Genomic DNA, 16,977 nt, shown 5'->3' on the forward strand with positions numbered 1-16,977 from the left:
CCGGCCGGCAAAACGCCTGAACCCTGAGGAAGTACCTGATGAAAAAGTGGCAATGTATCGTCTGCGGCCTGATCTACAACGAAGCCGACGGTTGGCCGGATGACGGCATTGCGCCGGGCACCCGTTGGGAAGACGTGCCGGAAGACTGGCTGTGCCCGGACTGCGGTGTGGGCAAAATGGATTTTGAAATGATCGAAATCGCTGCCTGAATAATTGAGGAGTAAGGAATGAACGCACCTGTCGTCATCATTGGCACCGGTCTGGCTGGCTACAACGTCGCCCGCGAGTTTCGCAAGCTCGACAGCGAAACCCCGCTGCTTTTGATTACCGCCGATGACGGGCGCTCCTACTCCAAGCCGATGCTCTCCACCGGCTTCGGCAAAAACAAGGATGCCGACGGCCTGAGCATGGCCGAACCCGGCGCCATGGCCGACCAACTCAAGGCCGAAATACGCACCCACACGCGCATCAGCGGCATTGACCCGGGCCACAAGCGCCTGTGGATCGGTGAAGAGGCGGTGATGTACCGCGACCTGATCCTGGCCTGGGGCGCCGAAACCGTGCGCGTGCCCATTGAAGGTGACGCGGCGGATTGCGTATTCCCGATCAACGACCTGGAAGATTACGCACGCTTCCGGGCGGCAGCCGCTGGCAAGCGCCGCGTGTTGCTGCTCGGCGCCGGTCTGATCGGCTGCGAGTTCGCCAACGACCTGACCCTGGGTGGCTACGAAGTGCAACTGGTTGCGCCGTGCGAACAAGTCATGCCGACCCTGTTGCACCCGGCGGCCGCGGCTGCGGTGCAGGCTGGCCTGGAAAGCCTCGGCGCACGTTTCCACCTCGGGCCGGTGCTCAACCGCCTGCAACGAGTGTCGGACGGCCTGGAAGCGCACCTGTCCGATGGCCAGGTGATCCCGTGCGACGTGGTGGTCTCGGCCATTGGCCTGCGCCCGCGTGTCGACCTGGCGGCAGCGGCCGGTTTGCAGGTCAACCGCGGCATCATGGTCGACCGGCACCTGAAGACCTCCCACGCGAACATCTACGCCCTGGGCGACTGTGCCGAGGTCGATGGGCTGAACCTGCTGTACGTCATGCCCCTGATGAGCTGTGCGCGAGCGCTGGCGCAAACCCTGGCCGGCAACCCGACCGCCGTCACTTATGGCCCGATGCCGATCACCGTCAAAACGCCGGTGTGCCCGCTGGTGGTGTCCCCGCCACCACGGGGCGCAGAAGGCATCTGGACCGTCGAAGGGCAGGGCGCCGACATCAAGGTTTTATGCCGCGATGCCGCAGGCAAACTGCTCGGTTATGCCCTCACAGGCGCCGCCGTGATGGAAAAACTGGCCCTGAACAAAGAGCTTCCAGCCCTGTTGGCATAAATACCGGTCGTTCTGTCGGAATCACCCCCCTTTTGCCCTAACAATGGCCGCGCCGATACTGGCGCGGGGCCTCACTGCGTGCCATCCTCACTCCCGTCTGCCGCAGAGTAGAGCACCTGCGGCGCTTTTGGCGCTGCTCCGCAGAGAGCAGCACGGACATAACAACAACAAACCGTCAAAGGGGCTTCACTCACATGCGTAAACCAGACCTCGCTGCAGCCATTGCTGAAAAAGCAGACCTCACCAAAGAACAAGCCAACCGCGTTCTCAACGCCGTTCTTGAAGAAATCACCGGTGCCCTGCACCGCAAAGACAGCGTGACGCTGGTGGGCTTCGGCACCTTCCTGCAACGCCATCGCGGTGCCCGCACCGGCAAAAACCCGCAAACCGGTGAACCCGTCAAAATCAAGGCCAGCAACACCGTTGCGTTCAAGCCAGGCAAGTCGTTGAAAGACAGCGTCAATCCGTAAGCCGTTTTCGCCTCTCGCGTAGCGGGGGGGTGGAATAAAAATGGGCACGCCAACCTGGGTTGGGTGCCCATTTTTTGTGGGGTTAACAGAGCTTGTTGAAATCCGTCCCCTGAAATCTGGTTTAAAGGTCTGAAAAACTATAGGGCTGAAGCTCGGTGATCTGAGACAGCAGGATCAGATGCTCCACCGCCTTCACCTTCTCTAGATGATCGAGGGTGTCGGGGCCGCCGAACATCAGTGCTGGAACAAAGCCGTACATCTCGTCGTGACGCAGGGTGCCGAGCTTTTTCTTTGCGGGTTGGAACAGGTCGCCATAATCGTTGGAATCCACATTCCTGGAAAGCAGAAAACCTTGTAGTTCTCTGTCCATCTCTTCACTCGTAATTTCGAGGTTTTTAATCACAACACGAGAAAGAACACTGGTTATTTTGAGCGAAAATCCCGTTCTTTCGCCCCAAAGGTACAAGTCACCAAATGCGCTACGGGCAATCAGGTGGTAGATGTCAAACGCTTCAAATTCCGTCCCCTCAAGCCAGGATGCTACGACCCCTTCGTATTCCTGAGGATTCACTATCCAAAAAATCCCATCACCGTAACCGCACCAGCCGTACTCAGCCCAGTACTCCAGCAATTGATTGGGCAGCTTACCCCTGTAGCGTTCGATACTTGAAGTCGGTACTTCCTGACGATCAACGGGTCCGCCAAACGTCTCCAGAAAAATCGAAAATATTTCATCCATTCAATATCTCATTAAGAGTTGTGAGGGCGCCAGGCCAGTAACCCTGTTCAGAGCGCGGCCTAGGGGCGAAACTACATTCTTTACAGGTCTGAAAAACTATAGGGCTGAAGCTCGGTAATCTGAGACAGCAGGATCAGATGCTCCACCGCCTTCACCTTCTCTAGATAATCGAGGGTGTCGGGGCCGCCGAACATCAGCGCTGGAACAAAGCCGTACATCTCGTCGTGACGCAGGGTGCCGAGCTTTTTCTTCGCAGGCTTGAACATGTCGCCATAATCGTTAGAGTCAACCTCCCGCGACAACAGAAAATTTCGCAGCCCCTTATCCATTTGCTCTCCTGTAAAGATAGATGTGTGTGTTGTATAGCGGGAAAGGACACTAGTTATCTTGAGAGAGGCACCCGTTTTTTCGCCCCAAAGATACAAGTCGCCAAAGGCACTGCGAGCAATTAGGTGGTAGGTGTCAAAGGCTTCAAACTTCGTCCCCTCAAGCCATGACGCTACCACCCCGTCGTATTCCTGAGGATTCACTATCCAAAAAATTCCATCACCGTAACCGCACCAGCCGTGTTCAGCCCAGTATTCCAGCAACTGATTGGGCAGCTTTCCTTTATATCTTTCGATACTTGAAGTCGGCACTTCCTGTCGTTCAACAGGTCCGCCAAATTTCTCTATAAACCTAGCAAATACTTTGTCCACGCTATACCTCCTTATTAATTAGCATTTATGTAGTTTTACATTGATAAAAGTTGACTCTCGCATTGATCGGGGCACGTTTTCAGCCGCCGCCTTCAAATTTGCGATTTTCGGCCTCCACTGAGGACCAATACTGGAGTTCACTTGTCGATCACCAAAGTCCGCAATGATATCCTTACCTCCAGCCCTCAGATCAGGATTATGCAGCCCTGCAAGGTTTGACATTGTTTCCTTCGCTTTTTTGATGGCAGCTACTTCAGCGTCGAGTTCGTCCATGAACTGGGAAAAGTCTTCTTGGAAGCGCGCTTGTAACGTGTCTTGTAAATCCTTACGGGCTTGCTTGGCGGCTTTTTGGCTACGCTTCACCGGATTAGCAATATTCTCGAGATATTCATCAACCGTCAGCCGATTCAGCCCGTCCTCTTGCCCCTTCAACTGCCGCTCGAACTCTCCGATTTTAGACGCTGGCATCTTGTCCGCTTTGAAGCATTCGACTTTATGAAGCGGCATGGCGTTCGGTTTGTCACGGGGCGAGTCCTTGTCTTTTCCAGATGGGCGATTTGCGGGTGACGCAGGCTCCCGCGGGCCAAGTGCACCTCTGCGCGGCTCTGCGGTTTGCAGGTCTGGTCGTTTTTTCAGTGCCTCCTCATGCTTGAGCATCCATTCGCCAAGCCGTGCCCCTTTGGGACTTGCTCGCATTTCCTGGGCGAGGACATTTGCATTGCCTCGACCACGCGTAATGTAAGCGACGATGGCTCCCAGCAGCAGGACGACAACCTCTACATGCCCCAGTGCGATGTGATGGGAGGCTCTTTTTTCGGCAAAAGGATCGTCCCGGCTGAACGGGTTCAACCCTTCCTCGCCGCGTGGGCCTTTCCACGCGATGTTGATGCCCGTCAGGTAATACTCGCCAATACGCGGCAATCCCTCGACGAAAAACGCGGCGATGGACGTCAGGCCAAGTATCCCTAATATCCAGGTGCTGACTTGCAATCCCATTGCGGCGCCAGCGGCACCCATGGGAATGGCACCTGCCCCTCCGAGGAATGCGCCTGCTCCCGCGCCAATTGCCCCTCCAGTCAGCACACTGCCGGCGACGATCATTGCCATTTGAGTAACAACTTCGATCAACTCGTTGAGGATGCTGGAGATGTCGAGGTCAGAGAACCGTTGCCTCAATAGGCGGCCGGCTTCCCACTCGGCTTGGTTGAATGCGTAGCGGACACTGTTGATCCGTCGGATGTTCAGAGAAAGGGAGGGGGCAGGTTCGTTGAATTGCGTGCGAAAGCTGGCTCCTCCCTGGTAACCCATTTCATGGGTTATACGTTTTTCAATCTCGTGCCATGTGGGCACGATTTGCCATAAAAACATTCGAGTGTCTCCCTGACAGTTCGCCCTCTCGTGGACTAGTAACTCCGGTGTCCATGACCGAAATACGCTAACAAGAACTTGGAGGAGGTGATGTAGGAAGACTCTCCTTCAGCGATCGGAAACTTCCCGCGTTTCAGAATGTTGCATGTCTCAAGGCGGGACGATCCAAGCTGGCACCTGGATTTTTTCCTGGAGCCGTGGCGCGGGTGAATTTGATGGCGAACAACGTGATACTCAGTCTAAGGAACGACCGGATTGTGAAGATCAAAAGATCGCAGCCTGCGGCAGCTCCTACAGGAATGTGTTTAAAATCGTGACTTGGCAGTCATCATGCGGGGAATGTGGCTCATCTTCTTCTAACGCATCTAGATGGTGGCGTTCTTGTTTTAAGTCGCTAAACTGCCCCGGCCGTTCATTTTCCTTCTGAGGCTGTGCGCATGAAATTTCGTTTTCTGCTGTGGATGCTGGGTTTGTTGATGGGTAAGGCCAGCCGGACCAATCCGGCGTTTCAGCAGCAGTTGGGTGACAAGGACCTGGTGTTCCAGCTGCAGACCCTGGACGGGAAAGTGGCGCGGCAATTCCGCGTGAAGGACCAGCGCATCACCAGTCAATCGGGTGTGCATGCCGATCCTGCGTTTGCGATTGCCTTTAAAGACGCCGCGTATGGCTTTGCCACGATGCAGGCGAAGAACAAGCAATTGGCGTTCATGACGGGGATTCAGGACAAGTCGATTCAGATCAAGGGCAACCCGGCGCTGGTGATCTGGTTCCAGGGGTTGACCAAGTATTTGAAGCCGAAAAAGGCGAAGCCCAAGGCTTGAGGTCTTTCAGTTAGACCGAGTGATATTCATCGCGGGCAAGCCCGCTCCCACAGGATTTAAGCGATCCCTGTGGGAGCGGGCCTGCTCGCGATGCTGTTCAGCCTTGGCTGAATTGCGAAGCCAGTTCGCGCAGCAGCACTTCAGCTTCCAGCACTTTGCTGACCACGTCTTCGGCCTTGGCGCGGCTCAGGCCGAGGCGTTCCAATAGTGCGTCCGGAATGCCTTCGTCGGGGCCGGAGCCGATGCCTCGGCTGCGCAGCAGGCGCACCGACAGGCAGACCAGGTTCGGGTATTCGGCGTAGGTGCCGTCGTAGGCCGGGTCGTGCTGGAAGCGCAGGGCGGTGGACAGCTCTTCGGGCATGTCCCAGTAGCGCATCAGCCACGAGCCGATCTGTTCACGGCTGATGCCCAGCAGGTGTTGTTCCACGAAACTGTGGCACAGGTGCGGGTTGACCTCCAGGTGGCGGCAGATCAGCGAGAAGTGTGGCGGGAACACGTGGGCCAGCAGCAGGTAGCCGAAGTTGTGCAGCAGGCCGGCCAGGTAGGTCAGGCCTGCTTCCGGGCGCTGGGTGCGCGGCATGGCGCGGGTCAGGCCTTCGATGACGGCGGCGGTGTAGATGGATTGCTGCCAGTACGGCGTGGTTTGTTGCGGGTGGTCCTTGGGCAGGCTCAGGGTTTTACCCAGGGCCAGGCCCAGCGCCAGGTTGATCACCAGGTCGAAGCCCAGCACGCGCACGATGGCGTCTTCCACGGAGCGGATCTTGCCCGGCGAGGCGTAGTACGGCGACGCCGCCCAGCTCACGACTTGCGCGGCCAGCGCCGGGTCGGTTTCGACCACGCCGGTGATGTCGTCGATGGTGGCGTTGGGGTCGACACGCAGCTTGATGATCTTTTGCGCGGTTTCGGCCAGCGGTGGAATCTCGATGGTCTCTTCCAGACGCTGCTGGATGCGCCGCGCGGTGAACGCCTGGACGGCCTGGGTGATTTCCTCGCGGTCGTCATCGGGGCGGTCGAGGTTGGGACGGATGCTGGTCAGGTTTTCGCCGAAGTTGGCGGCGCTGGCCTTGGTCAGCATGGTCGCCTTGAAGTCTTCGCTGGTGATTTCCAGCAGCACGCCCGGCTCACCGGAGTTGATCAGCAACTTCGGCTCGCGCAGCAGGCTTTCGTCGTACAGGCACGGTGAGCTGCTTAGCGCCGGCAGGCCCGGCAGCAAGCTGAGGTTGTGCTTGCCGAGCATTTTTTTCAGGCGCTCGGTGGGTACGGCAGTGAGGCGGCGACCCGTGAGCTCGGTCAGGCGATTGAGGTCCAGCAACTGGCTCTGCGGGAACAACACCATCAACGCGCCGACGCTGTCATCGAGCAGAACGGCCTGCACTTTGCGCGCGGCATTGAGGCCGTGACGGTCAAGCACTTCTTCGTAGGCAATGCCCAACTTGCCCAGCATCAGCCGAATAACCGACGGAGCGTGCGGGGTGTCGGGTGCGAAGGCAACTTCGGTCATGGTCTGTATCCGTACTTAAACAATTGCAGGAGTATAACCAGCTTGCCTAAGGCCACGCCTCAGAAACTGTGACGGTTGTCACACTTGGCCGTATTGTTGGCCATGACGCAGCCAACGGTCGAGTAGCGGGCTGACATGGGTCGGCCAGCGTTCGAGCAATGCCTGGGCGGCATCCCGTACGGCGGGCAGCAAATCGGCATCGCGCATCAGGTCGGCGACCTTGAATTGAAGCAGGCCGGTTTGGCGGGTACCGAGCATTTCGCCGGGGCCGCGCAATTCCAGATCCTTTTCGGCGATGACAAAACCGTCGTTGGTTTCACGCATGATGCCCAGGCGCTGACGGCCGATTTGCGACAGCGGCGGATGGTAGAGCAGCACGCAATGGCTGACAGCGCTGCCGCGGCCGACGCGGCCGCGCAACTGGTGCAGTTGCGCCAGGCCCAGGCGCTCGGGGTTTTCGATGATCATCAGGCTGGCGTTGGGTACGTCAACGCCCACTTCGATCACCGTGGTCGCGACCAGCAGTTGCAGGTTGCCGGCCTTGAACTCGGCCATCACCGCGGCTTTTTCCGCAGGCTTCATGCGGCCGTGGATCAGCCCGACCTTCAGCTCGCCGAGGGCGGCGGTCAGGTCTTCGTATGTGGTTTCGGCGGCCTGGCAGGTCAGCTCTTCCGACTCTTCGATCAGTGTGCATACCCAATAGGCTTGTCGCCCTTCGGCGCAAGCGCTGCGCACTCGCTCGATGACTTCGACGCGCCGGGTGTCGGTGATCAGCACGGTGTTGACCGGGGTTCGGCCGGGGGGCAGTTCGTCGAGGATCGAGGTGTCGAGATCGGCGTAGGCGCTCATGGCCAGCGTGCGCGGAATCGGCGTGGCGGTCATGATCAACTGATGCGGACACATGCGTCCGCCGACGCCTTTCTGCCGCAGGGCCAGACGCTGCTGCACGCCGAAACGGTGCTGTTCGTCGATGATCACCAGCGCCAGGTTCTTGAATTGCACTTCGTCCTGGAACAGCGCGTGAGTGCCAACCACCATGGGCGTGCCATTGGCGATTTGCTCCAGCGCGGCGGTGCGGTTCTTGCCCTTGAGCTTGCCGGCGAGCCACGCGACTTCGATGCCCAGCGGTTCGAGCCAGCGCTTGAAGGTGATGAAGTGCTGCTCGGCGAGAATCTCGGTGGGTGCCATCAGCGCGACTTGATAACCGGCCTCCAGCGCTTGCAGCGCGGCAAGGGCGGCGACCACGGTTTTGCCGGCGCCGACGTCGCCCTGGATCAGCCGCAGCATCGGTTCGTGCTGGCTGAGGTCGTAGGCGATTTCGTTACCGACCCGTTGCTGGGCGCCGGTCGGGTTGAAACCGAGGTTGGCCAGGTACTTGGCCGGCAACTGGGTGGCTTTGGGCATCGCCGGCGCGCGCAGGGAGCGCATGCTTTCACGAAGGCGCTGTTGCGACAGTTGATGGGTCAGCAGTTCTTCGAAAGCCAGACGGTGCTGCGCCCAGTGATGGCCGAGGGCGAGTTCATCGACGTCGGCATCGGCGGGCGGGTTGTGCAGGTAGCGGATTGCATCGGCCAGCGGTGCCAGTTGGTAGTCGCGGGCCAGCTCGTTCGGCAGCCAGTCGGGCAGGCTGCTGGGGCCGAGCAGGGTGAGGGTCTGCATGCACAACTGGCGCAGGCGCTGTTGGGTCAGGCCTTCGGTGAGCGGGTAGACCGGGGTCAGGGTTTCATCTACCGGCGGTGGTTCGTCGCCAGTGATGGCGCGATATTCCGGGTGGTAGATTTCCAGCCCCGAAGCACCGGGCCGTGCCTCGCCGTAGCAGCGAATCCGCGTGCCGCGTTTGAGGCCTTCCTTCTGCGCATTGCTGAAATGGTAGAAGCGCAGGCTGAGTCCGCCGGTGCCGTCCTGCAAGCGCACCACGAGGCTGCGCCGACGGCCCATGACCACATCGGCGCCGCTGACCGTGCCTTCGATGACTGCATCCTGTCCGGGTCGCAGCGCGCCGATCGGGACCACACGGGTGCGATCCTGATAGCGCAGGGGCAAGTGAAACAACACGTCCTGGAGGTTTTCCAGGCCGACCTTGGCCAGTTTCTCGGCCATGGCTTCACCGACACCCTTGAGTGCCGTCACCGACACTTGCGACAACTCGCTCATGACCGTCGCTTAGCCCGCAGCGACCTGCGCCGCTGGCTTGGCCACCGAGCACAGGCGAATGGAGTCGGCGAGGATTTCAATCGCCTTCGGACGCGGGAAGCTGGCGCGCCAGGCAATGGCCACGGTGCGGAACGGTACGGGTGCCGACAACGGACGCACCTCGATCACGCCGGGGGCGTAGTGATGGCTGTCGACTGCCGACAACGGCAGGATCGAAATGCCCAGGCCGGACGCGACCATGTGGCGAATGGTTTCCAGGGAGCTCGATTCCACCGTGGTGTGCTTGGCGCCGTCGTTGCCTTTGGTCAGGGTCGGGCAGGCTTCCAGTACCTGATCGCGGAAGCAGTGGCCTTCGCCGAGCAGCAGCAGGCTCTTGTCGTTAAGCAGGCTGGCGTCGATGGACTCTTTTTGCGTCCATGGGTGCTGGGCTGGCATCAGTACGTAGAACGGCTCGTCGTAGAGCTGCAGGGTCAGCACGTCGGCTTCGCTGAACGGCAGGGCGATGATGATCGCGTCGAGTTCGCCGTTGCGCAGTTTGTCGCGCAGCACGTGGGTGAAGTTTTCTTCGATGTACAACGGCATCTGCGGGGCGACCCGGTGCAGTTGTGGAATCAGGTGCGGAAACAGGTACGGCCCGACGGTGTAGATCGCGCCGACTTTGAGCGGGGCGGTCAGCTGGTTCTTGCCGGCCTGGGCCAGTTCGCGGATGCCCTGGGCCTGTTCCAGTACCTTTTGCGCCTGGGCCACGATGCCTTCGCCGACCGGCGTCAGGCGCACGGCGCTTTTGCTGCGCTCGAAAATCAGCACACCGAGTTCGTCTTCAAGCTTTTTCACGCCCACCGAAAGGGTCGGCTGGCTGACGTGGCAACGCTCGGCCGCGTGGCCGAAGTGCTGCTCTTGGGCGAGGGTAACGATGTAGCGTAATTCTGTGAGGGTCATAGCAAGCGTCCATGAGTTTGCGTGCCAAGCATACCGGCTGCAATCGATAGACGCACGTTATCAGACTGAACGTGTCGGGTGACACCGGGTAATGCCGGTTTGCCGCTGGCAGATAAGAGAAAGGCACCTTTCGGTGCCTTTTTGGCTTGGAGCGCGACCTTCCTGCTGGCAGAAATCTCTGTGGGAGCGAGCTTGCTCGCGATGAGGGCCCAACATTCGACATCTACGTTGAATGTTAGACCGCTATCGCGAGCAAGCTCGCTCCCACATGGGGCGGTGGTGCGTTTACCGACGGCGTTTTTCCAGCGAATACACAAAGGGTGCAACGATTTCGATGGAGCCATTGGTCAGCATGTCGGCCGGCGGCTTTGGCAGCGGTTGAGCGCGGCGGATCATTTCCAGGGTGGCCCGGTCCAGATCGGCAGTGCCCGAGGCGCCTACCAGTTCAAACGACAACACATTGCCTTCGGCATCCACGACGAAACGCAGACGGTTCATGCCTTCCTTGCCCCGTGCCTGTGCACTGGCAGGGTACTTTTTGTACTTCTGCAGGTGCGCCAGCAGCGTGCCTTGCCAGCTGGCCTTGGCCGCCAGTTGAGCCGGCGAAGGACCCGGCGCAGGCTGAGCGGATTTCTCCGTCGGTGCCTGAGTCTGTTGCGTTTCGGCAGGCTTTTCCTCGGCCGGTTTTTCCTTCGGCGGTTCGGGTTTCTTCTCTACCGGCTTGGGCGGCTGTGGCTTGGGCTTTGGCTTGACGGGCTTGGGCACGGCAATTTCAGCTTTCGGCGCTTCGGCGAGCTTGGGGATCGGCAGTTCTTCAACCGGAGCCGGTGGCTGCGGTGGGGTGACGACCTTTGGCGGAGCAGGCGGTGGCGGGGCGGGAACCGGTGCCAGTTCGACCATCATTGCCTGGGGCGGCAATTCGATGGGCGGGCGGACGGACCAGTTCAGCGCCAGCGCGATGGCCAGCGCGTGAACGCCCAGCACCACAGCCAGGCTACCGCTGTAACGCGTCAGCTTATGGCGCGTCGTGATCATTTCTTGGCTGCCGTCTCGAGTCCGACCAGACCTACCTTCAGGTAACCGGCCGATCGCAGGTTGTCCATCACGCTCATCAGGTCGCCGTAATCCACGCCTTTGTCGGCCTGGAAGAAGATCGTCGTGTCCTTCTTGCCCTGGGTCCTGGCGTCGAGCGTGGCGCCGAGTGCTTCGGCTTTCACTTCGTCTTCACCGAGGAACAGGCGCTGGTCAGCCTTGACGCTGAGGAACACCGGTTTCTCTGGCCGCGGCGCCGGTTTGGCGGTGGAGGCGGGCAGGTCGACCTTGATGTCCACGGTGGCCAGCGGGGCCGCCACCATGAAGATGATCAACAGCACCAGCATCACGTCGATGAACGGCGTGACGTTGATTTCGTGGTTTTCGGACAGATCGTCGTCTGCCCCTTCTTTCAAATGCAGGCCCATGGCCGATTACCCCATTTTCACCATGTGCGGTTGCGAGCTGCGCTCAGGCTGGTGGTCGAGGTCGCGGCTGACCAGCAGCAGGACCTGTGCCGACGCATCGGACACCTGGGCCTTGTAACCGGCGATGGAGCGGGCGAAGACGTTGTAGATCACGACCGCAGGGATCGCTGCAACCAGGCCCAGTGCGGTGGCCAGCAGGGCTTCGGCGATGCCGGGAGCGACGACGGCGAGGTTGGTGGTCTGGGTCTTGGCGATGCCGATGAAGCTGTTCATGATGCCCCACACGGTACCGAACAGGCCGACGAAGGGCGCGGTGGAACCGATGGTCGCCAGCACGCCGGTGCCGCTGCTCATGTTGCGACCGCAGGCCGCGACCAGGCGCTCAAGGCGGAAGCTGACGCGTTCCTTGATGCCTTCTTTCTCGCGGCTGTTGACCGACAGGCGCATCTCTTCGAGAGCATCGTGCACCAGCAGGTTGGCGAGTGTGCCTTCCTTCGCGGCCGTGGCGCTGGCTTCCTTGAGGGAAGTGGATTTTTTCAGTTGGGCGATTTCACCGCGCAGGCGACGCTTGGCGCCCATCAGCTCAAGGCCCTTGGCGATCCAGATGGTCCAGGTGATGATCGAGGCGATGGCCAGGCCGATCATCACGATTTTCACGATGATGTCGGCGTTCTTGTACATGCCCCACGGCGACAGGTCATGGGCCATGCCCAAGGTGTTGTCGGCTTCGAGGACTTCAGGAACGTCTTCACCCAGGATTTCTGCCGGCGTTGCCTGGGCAGGATCGGTCGCGGCGGGAGCGACGGCCGGGGCGGCTTGATCAGCCGGTGCAGGGGCTGCGGCGGCCGGAGTAGCTGGCGCCTGGGCATCGGCGAAAGCGGCGACTGGCGCGAGCATCAGGCTGAGGAGCAGGGCGGCCGCCGCGCTCCAGGCGCGAGGTCGTTTGGTTGGCGAAGCGGAGAGTTGATTACGTGTCATGCTGGCCGGACCTGAGAGAAAAAACGGGTGATGTTCTTCCAGGCCTCGAAGGGCCGAGAACAAAAGTGGGGCGTATTATTGCAAGTAATTCTTGTTAACAGAAGTAATAGCGTCTCTTTTTTTCCTGCATTGCTAGCCGCCTGTCTGTTGTCGGCGCTAGTCTGTGGCTTTGCGATGGGAGTTTTCTGATGTCTGCGCCTACTGTTTTGATCGCCGGTTGCGGTGATGTCGGCAGCCGCCTGGCCACACAACTGCTGGCGGCGGGATGGGAGGTTCATGGCCTGCGGCGGGATGTTTCGCGCCTGCCCGCGGGCGTCATCGGCGTTGCCGGTGATTTGTTCAACAAGGACTGCCCGGCCACTTGGCCGATCGGTGCCGTGGATTACCTGGTGTATTGCGCGGCAGCCACCGATCACGACGAGGCCGGCTACCGTGCTGCCTATGTCCAGGGGTTGGAGCATGTGCTGGAGTGGCTGAACGACTACGGTCAGGTGCCCAATCGCCTGTTGTTTGTGTCCAGCAGCAGTGTTTACGGGCAGCAGGATGGCGAGTGGGTCGATGAGCATTCGTCTACGGTGGCGTCCGGTTATTCTGGGCGTGTGATGCTGGAGGCCGAGCAGATCGCGCTCAAGAGCGGTATCCCGGCCAGTGTCGTGCGACTGACCGGCATCTATGGCCCGGGGCGTGAGTGGTTGCTGACTCAGGTTCGCCGGGGTTATCGCGTGGCAGTCGAGCCACCGTTGTATGCCAACCGGATCCATGCGGACGATGCGGCAGGGTTGATGGCGTGCCTGCTTGAGGCGGACCGGCGTGGCGTGGCGCTGGAGGATGTCTACATCGGCGTCGATGACGAGCCGGCAGCGCTGGTCGACGTGGTGGGCTGGTTGCGCGGGTATCTGGGCGTGACTGAGTGGGACGACGATTCAAGCGTGCGGCGCACCGGCAGCAAGCGTTGCAGTAATGCGCGGGCCAAGGCCTTGGGCTGGGCGCCGAAGTATCCGAGTTTTCGCGAGGGGTATGCGGCGATTCTTGAAGGGCGCTGAACAACAAAAAAGATCGCAGCCTTCGGCAGCTCCTACAGGTGTTTGCATGACCCTGTAGGAGCTGCCGGAGGCTGCGATCTTTTCAGATGGTTACTGTTTTTCCAGCAGCCACTTGCGATCACCGGGCGTGTACTGAGGCATTTCGTCCGCCTGCGCCGTGTTCACGGTCTGGAATATTTCCAGCTCTTTGCCCTTGCGCGCAAAGATCCAGGCGTTTCCTTGCCCATTGAGCTGCAGCCACATGTTGTCGTTGCCGCCACTCATCGAGGCGCAATCGCCGGCCAGGCACAACGCATAACGGTCAGTACCCGGCAGGCCGGTCACCTGGCCATCGGCCTGGAATTGAACCGTGTTGCCTTCGCCGGTACCGCTGACGATTGTCCAGTTGCCGCCCATGTAGGCTGAATACAGCGCACGTTCGAAGCTGGCGCCGATTGGAGCGCCGTCCGGCACCGGAATCAGGGCGCGGTCGAAAACCTGCTCGGGCTCGTTGTCGCTGGCGGACTGGCTGAGTTGCTTGCCGTCACGCTTCAGCTCGCTGGCCGAGCTGCCATAAAAGTCGATTTTCCAGGCGCCGGATTCTTCACCGAGCAGCTTGCCGTCGACATTTTCAAAACCATTGGTGTAGCGGGCCTGGCCGGCCTTGGTGTTGATGTCCCATTCCAGGTTCGGGCCATAGGCCTGGAGCGCTTCACGCAGGGGGACGCCTTTGGCGGCAGCATCGATCGCCACCTGATTGATCCAGGTGCCGCTGATATCACGATCGGCAGGGTTGCTGGCACATCCGCCCAGGAGCAGGGCGAGCAGCGAGAGAGCAAGCGCATTGCGCATGGTGGAATCCTTTCAAACTTTCTTTACAGCAGAGCAGTCGGCGCAGCCCCAGGCTGCGCCGTGCACATTACTCGATGACCAGGATGGCATCCATTTCAACCTGCGAACCCTTTGGCAGGGCTGCAACGCCGATGGCGGCGCGGGCTGGGTAAGGCTGGTCGAAGTACTTGCCCATGATCTCGTTGACCTTGGCGAAGTGGCTCAGGTCCGTGAGGAAGATGTTCAGCTTGACGATGTCCTTGAACGAACCGCCGGCCGCTTCGGCTACGGCCTTGAGGTTCTCGAACACCTGGACGGTCTGGGCTTCGAAGCCTTCGACCAGTTCCATGGTTTTTGGGTCCAGGGGAATCTGGCCCGACATGTAGACGGTGTTGCCAGCCTTGATCGCCTGGGAGTAAGTACCGATGGCGGCCGGGGCCTTGTCGCTGGTGATAACAGTCTTGGACATGAATGACTCCTTGTAAGTGGGCTTAAGCACGCATGCGGGTGATGCGGATCACCCCGGTCAAGGCGCGCAGTTTTTTGATCACGCGGGCCAGGTGCACACGGTCGTGCACGCTGACCACCAACTGGACCACGCTGATGCGACCATCGCGTTCGTCCATGCTGATTTTCTCGATGTTGCCGTCGGCGGCGTTGACGCTGCTGGCCAGCAGGGCAATCAGGCCGCGCTGGTGTTCCAGTTCGACGCGCAGTTCGACGTTGAATTCGCCGGTGACATCCTTGGCCCACGAGAGCTGGATGCATTTTTCCGGGTTGTGGCGGATTTCGCTGATGTTGCGGCAGTTGTCCAGGTGCACGACCATGCCCTTGCCCGCGGACAGGTGGCCGACAATCGGGTCGCCCGGGATCGGTGTGCAGCACTTGGCGTAGCTGAGTACCAGGCCTTCGGTGCCGCGAATCGCCAGCGGGCCTTCCGGACTTGGCAGCTGTTCGCCTTCGCCGAGCAGGCGGCGGGCGACCACATAGGCCATGCGATTGCCCAGGCCGATATCCTCGAGCAAATCCTCGATCAGTTCGAGGCGGTACTCGGCGAGCATCGCCTTGACGCGTTCGGCCGGGATTTTCTCCAGCGCGCTGTCGAATCCGTTGAGGACCTTGTTCAGCAGGCGTTCGCCGAGGCTGATGGATTCGGAGCGGCGTTGCAGCTTCAGGGCGTGGCGGATGTGCGTGCGCGCCTTGCCGGTGACCACGAAGTTGAGCCACGCCGGGTTCGGTCGTGCGCCAGGAGCGCTGACGATCTCGACCGTGGAGCCACTTTGCAGCGGTTCGGACAGCGGTGCGAGACGACGGTTGATCCGGCAGGCAATGCAGCTGTTGCCCACGTCGGTATGCACCGCGTAAGCGAAGTCGACCGCCGTGGAACCCTTGGGCAGCTCCATGATCCGGCCTTTGGGCGTGAACACGTAGACCTCGTCCGGGAACAGGTCGATCTTCACGCTTTCGATGAATTCCAGCGAGTTGCCGGCGCGTTGCTGCATTTCCAGCACGCCCTTGACCCACTGGCGGGCGCGGGCATGGGTGCCTTTTGGCTGCTCGTCGCCGCTGGATTTGTACAGCCAATGGGCGGCGATGCCGTTGTTGGCCATCTCTTCCATTTCACGGGTACGGATCTGGATCTCGATCGGAACACCGTGCATGCCGAACAGCGTGGTGTGCAGCGACTGGTAGCCGTTGGCCTTGGGGATCGCGATGTAATCCTTGAAACGCCCCGGCAACGGTTTGTACAAATTATGTACAGCACCCAGCACGCGGTAGCAGGTATCGACCTTGTCGACGATGATCCGGAACGCGTAGACATCCATGATCTCGTTGAAGGCCCGACGCTTGCCGCGCATTTTCTTGTAGATGCCGTAGAGGTGTTTCTGGCGACCGCTGACCTCGCCCTGGATGCCATCGATGGCCAGGCAGTGGCTTAAGGACTCTTCGATCTTGTTGACGATTTCCTTGCGGTTGCCCCGGGCGCGCTTGACGGCCTGGTAGATCCGCGCGGAACGCATCGGGTGCATGGCCTTGAAGCCGAGGTCTTCGAATTCTATGCGGATGGCGTGCATGCCCAGCCGGTTGGCGATGGGCGCATAGATTTCCAGGGTTTCCTTGGCGATGCGCCGGCGTTTTTCACCGGACAGCACTTCCAGGGTGCGCATGTTGTGCAGGCGGTCGGCCAGCTTGACCAGGATCACGCGAATGTCGCGGGCCATGGCCATGGCCATCTTCTGGAAGTTTTCGGCTTGGGCTTCGGCCTTGGTCTCGAAGTTCATCTGGGTCAGTTTGCTGACCCCGTCGACCAGTTCGGCCACGGTTTCGCCGAACTGCGCTTGCAGCGCTTCCTTGGCAATGCCGGTGTCTTCGATCACGTCATGCAGCATCGCGGCCATCAGGCTCTGATGGTCCATGTGCATGTCGGCAAGAATATTCGCCACCGCGAGTGGGTGCGTGACGTACGCTTCGCCGCTACGGCGGCGTTGGCCGTCGTGGGCTTGTTCGGCGTAGAAATACGCTCGGCGGACCAGGTTGACCTGGTCATTGCCGAGGTAGGTCGATAAGCGATCGGCGAGGGCGTCTATGCTCGGCATGATGTCTCCTGCCGTAAGCTGTG

Annotated in this window: 17 protein-coding genes; 5 read left to right on the forward strand and 12 right to left on the reverse strand. The window is 60.2% G+C overall.

Annotated features, from left to right (window positions below; all coding sequences use genetic code 11):
* Positions 1–38: 38 nt before the first annotated feature.
* The 3 genes from AC3WJW_RS07395 (at position 39) to AC3WJW_RS07405 (ending at position 1,846) form a co-directional block, all read left to right on the forward strand.
* Positions 39–209 (forward strand): rubredoxin, encoded by a 171-nt coding sequence (locus tag AC3WJW_RS07395; RefSeq protein ID WP_007975200.1) that lies wholly within the window; start codon positions 39–41, stop codon positions 207–209.
* Between the two features lie 18 nt (positions 210–227).
* On the forward strand, positions 228–1,376 hold the full coding sequence (locus AC3WJW_RS07400) for an NAD(P)/FAD-dependent oxidoreductase (RefSeq protein WP_493725606.1): 1,149 nt from the start codon (positions 228–230) through the stop codon (positions 1,374–1,376).
* Positions 1,377–1,570: 194 nt separating this feature from the next.
* A complete protein-coding gene (locus tag AC3WJW_RS07405) occupies positions 1,571–1,846 on the forward strand; it encodes an HU family DNA-binding protein (protein WP_003195589.1) in 276 nt (91 codons plus the stop codon).
* A gap of 121 nt (positions 1,847–1,967) precedes the next feature.
* Here AC3WJW_RS07405 and AC3WJW_RS07410 read toward each other — a convergent pair whose 3' ends face one another.
* The 3 genes from AC3WJW_RS07410 to AC3WJW_RS07420 all read right to left on the reverse strand — a co-directional run bounded on the left by AC3WJW_RS07410 (position 1,968) and on the right by AC3WJW_RS07420 (position 4,651).
* Positions 1,968–2,585, reverse strand: a complete 618-nt coding sequence (locus AC3WJW_RS07410; RefSeq protein ID WP_493725607.1) for a GAD-like domain-containing protein — start codon at positions 2,583–2,585, stop codon at positions 1,968–1,970.
* An 80-nt stretch (positions 2,586–2,665) separates the two neighbouring features.
* Positions 2,666–3,283, reverse strand: a complete 618-nt coding sequence (locus AC3WJW_RS07415; protein ID WP_493725608.1) for a GAD-like domain-containing protein — start codon at positions 3,281–3,283, stop codon at positions 2,666–2,668.
* An 18-nt stretch (positions 3,284–3,301) separates the two neighbouring features.
* Positions 3,302–4,651: a DUF6861 domain-containing protein gene (locus tag AC3WJW_RS07420; RefSeq protein ID WP_493725609.1), complete on the reverse strand. Its 1,350-nt coding sequence runs from the start codon at positions 4,649–4,651 to the stop codon at positions 3,302–3,304.
* A gap of 437 nt (positions 4,652–5,088) precedes the next feature.
* Between AC3WJW_RS07420 and AC3WJW_RS07425 the strand changes: the two genes are divergently transcribed.
* Entirely contained in the window at positions 5,089–5,472 is a 384-nt protein-coding gene (locus AC3WJW_RS07425) for a helicase (RefSeq protein WP_493725610.1), read from the forward strand.
* Positions 5,473–5,569: 97 nt separating this feature from the next.
* On the opposite strand, the gene AC3WJW_RS07430 is transcribed toward AC3WJW_RS07425, so the two are convergent.
* From AC3WJW_RS07430 to exbB, 6 genes are all read right to left on the reverse strand, one after another.
* A complete protein-coding gene (locus AC3WJW_RS07430) occupies positions 5,570–6,973 on the reverse strand; it encodes an aminoacyl-tRNA deacylase and HDOD domain-containing protein (RefSeq protein WP_493725611.1) in 1,404 nt (467 codons plus the stop codon).
* A gap of 78 nt (positions 6,974–7,051) precedes the next feature.
* The gene (gene recG, locus AC3WJW_RS07435) at positions 7,052–9,127 is read right to left on the reverse strand and encodes an ATP-dependent DNA helicase RecG (protein WP_493725612.1); all 2,076 of its coding nucleotides are present in this window, start codon (positions 9,125–9,127) and stop codon (positions 7,052–7,054) included.
* A gap of 9 nt (positions 9,128–9,136) precedes the next feature.
* Positions 9,137–10,066: a hydrogen peroxide-inducible genes activator gene (locus AC3WJW_RS07440; RefSeq protein WP_007975189.1), complete on the reverse strand. Its 930-nt coding sequence runs from the start codon at positions 10,064–10,066 to the stop codon at positions 9,137–9,139.
* A 285-nt stretch (positions 10,067–10,351) separates the two neighbouring features.
* The gene (locus AC3WJW_RS07445) at positions 10,352–11,101 is read right to left on the reverse strand and encodes an energy transducer TonB family protein (RefSeq protein WP_493725613.1); all 750 of its coding nucleotides are present in this window, start codon (positions 11,099–11,101) and stop codon (positions 10,352–10,354) included.
* Positions 11,098–11,526, reverse strand: coding sequence for a TonB system transport protein ExbD (exbD, locus tag AC3WJW_RS07450; RefSeq protein WP_007975187.1), 429 nt, complete (start codon positions 11,524–11,526; stop codon positions 11,098–11,100). Before exbD ends, AC3WJW_RS07445 begins: the two co-directional genes overlap by 4 nt.
* A 6-nt stretch (positions 11,527–11,532) precedes the next feature.
* On the reverse strand, positions 11,533–12,504 hold the full coding sequence (exbB, locus tag AC3WJW_RS07455; RefSeq protein WP_493725614.1) for a tonB-system energizer ExbB: 972 nt from the start codon (positions 12,502–12,504) through the stop codon (positions 11,533–11,535).
* 188 nt (positions 12,505–12,692) lie between these two features.
* Between exbB and AC3WJW_RS07460 the strand changes: the two genes are divergently transcribed.
* Complete coding sequence (locus tag AC3WJW_RS07460; protein ID WP_493725615.1) at positions 12,693–13,547, forward strand: SDR family oxidoreductase; 855 nt, start codon at positions 12,693–12,695, stop codon at positions 13,545–13,547.
* Positions 13,548–13,637: 90 nt separating this feature from the next.
* Here AC3WJW_RS07460 and AC3WJW_RS07465 read toward each other — a convergent pair whose 3' ends face one another.
* The 3 genes from AC3WJW_RS07465 to spoT form a co-directional block, all read right to left on the reverse strand.
* Positions 13,638–14,378: a hypothetical protein gene (locus AC3WJW_RS07465; RefSeq protein ID WP_104450283.1), complete on the reverse strand. Its 741-nt coding sequence runs from the start codon at positions 14,376–14,378 to the stop codon at positions 13,638–13,640.
* 67 nt (positions 14,379–14,445) lie between these two features.
* The gene (locus AC3WJW_RS07470) at positions 14,446–14,826 is read right to left on the reverse strand and encodes a RidA family protein (protein ID WP_102673745.1); all 381 of its coding nucleotides are present in this window, start codon (positions 14,824–14,826) and stop codon (positions 14,446–14,448) included.
* 22 nt (positions 14,827–14,848) lie between these two features.
* Positions 14,849–16,954, reverse strand: coding sequence for a bifunctional GTP diphosphokinase/guanosine-3',5'-bis pyrophosphate 3'-pyrophosphohydrolase (gene spoT, locus AC3WJW_RS07475; protein ID WP_102700103.1), 2,106 nt, complete (start codon positions 16,952–16,954; stop codon positions 14,849–14,851).
* Positions 16,955–16,977 lie beyond the last annotated feature (23 nt).

It is taken from the genome of Pseudomonas sp. GW821-FHT07G06 (genome assembly GCF_058986625.1).

What these genes read in the sequence shown, in the direction of transcription:
- spoT (WP_102700103.1), bottom strand. Translation starts at nt 16,954, where the DNA reads ATGCCGAGCATAGACGCCCTCGCCGATCGCTTATCGACCTACCTCGGC.
- AC3WJW_RS07430 (WP_493725611.1), bottom strand. Translation starts at nt 6,973, where the DNA reads ATGACCGAAGTTGCCTTCGCACCCGACACCCCGCACGCTCCGTCGGTT.
- AC3WJW_RS07400 (WP_493725606.1), top strand. Translation starts at nt 228, where the DNA reads ATGAACGCACCTGTCGTCATCATTGGCACCGGTCTGGCTGGCTACAAC.
- AC3WJW_RS07395 (WP_007975200.1), top strand. Translation starts at nt 39, where the DNA reads ATGAAAAAGTGGCAATGTATCGTCTGCGGCCTGATCTACAACGAAGCC.
- AC3WJW_RS07465 (WP_104450283.1), bottom strand. Translation starts at nt 14,378, where the DNA reads ATGCGCAATGCGCTTGCTCTCTCGCTGCTCGCCCTGCTCCTGGGCGGA.
- AC3WJW_RS07445 (WP_493725613.1), bottom strand. Translation starts at nt 11,101, where the DNA reads ATGATCACGACGCGCCATAAGCTGACGCGTTACAGCGGTAGCCTGGCT.
- AC3WJW_RS07410 (WP_493725607.1), bottom strand. Translation starts at nt 2,585, where the DNA reads ATGGATGAAATATTTTCGATTTTTCTGGAGACGTTTGGCGGACCCGTT.
- AC3WJW_RS07425 (WP_493725610.1), top strand. Translation starts at nt 5,089, where the DNA reads ATGAAATTTCGTTTTCTGCTGTGGATGCTGGGTTTGTTGATGGGTAAG.
- recG (WP_493725612.1), bottom strand. Translation starts at nt 9,127, where the DNA reads ATGAGCGAGTTGTCGCAAGTGTCGGTGACGGCACTCAAGGGTGTCGGT.
- AC3WJW_RS07440 (WP_007975189.1), bottom strand. Translation starts at nt 10,066, where the DNA reads ATGACCCTCACAGAATTACGCTACATCGTTACCCTCGCCCAAGAGCAG.
- AC3WJW_RS07420 (WP_493725609.1), bottom strand. Translation starts at nt 4,651, where the DNA reads ATGTTTTTATGGCAAATCGTGCCCACATGGCACGAGATTGAAAAACGT.
- AC3WJW_RS07405 (WP_003195589.1), top strand. Translation starts at nt 1,571, where the DNA reads ATGCGTAAACCAGACCTCGCTGCAGCCATTGCTGAAAAAGCAGACCTC.
- AC3WJW_RS07470 (WP_102673745.1), bottom strand. Translation starts at nt 14,826, where the DNA reads ATGTCCAAGACTGTTATCACCAGCGACAAGGCCCCGGCCGCCATCGGT.
- AC3WJW_RS07460 (WP_493725615.1), top strand. Translation starts at nt 12,693, where the DNA reads ATGTCTGCGCCTACTGTTTTGATCGCCGGTTGCGGTGATGTCGGCAGC.
- exbD (WP_007975187.1), bottom strand. Translation starts at nt 11,526, where the DNA reads ATGGGCCTGCATTTGAAAGAAGGGGCAGACGACGATCTGTCCGAAAAC.
- exbB (WP_493725614.1), bottom strand. Translation starts at nt 12,504, where the DNA reads ATGACACGTAATCAACTCTCCGCTTCGCCAACCAAACGACCTCGCGCC.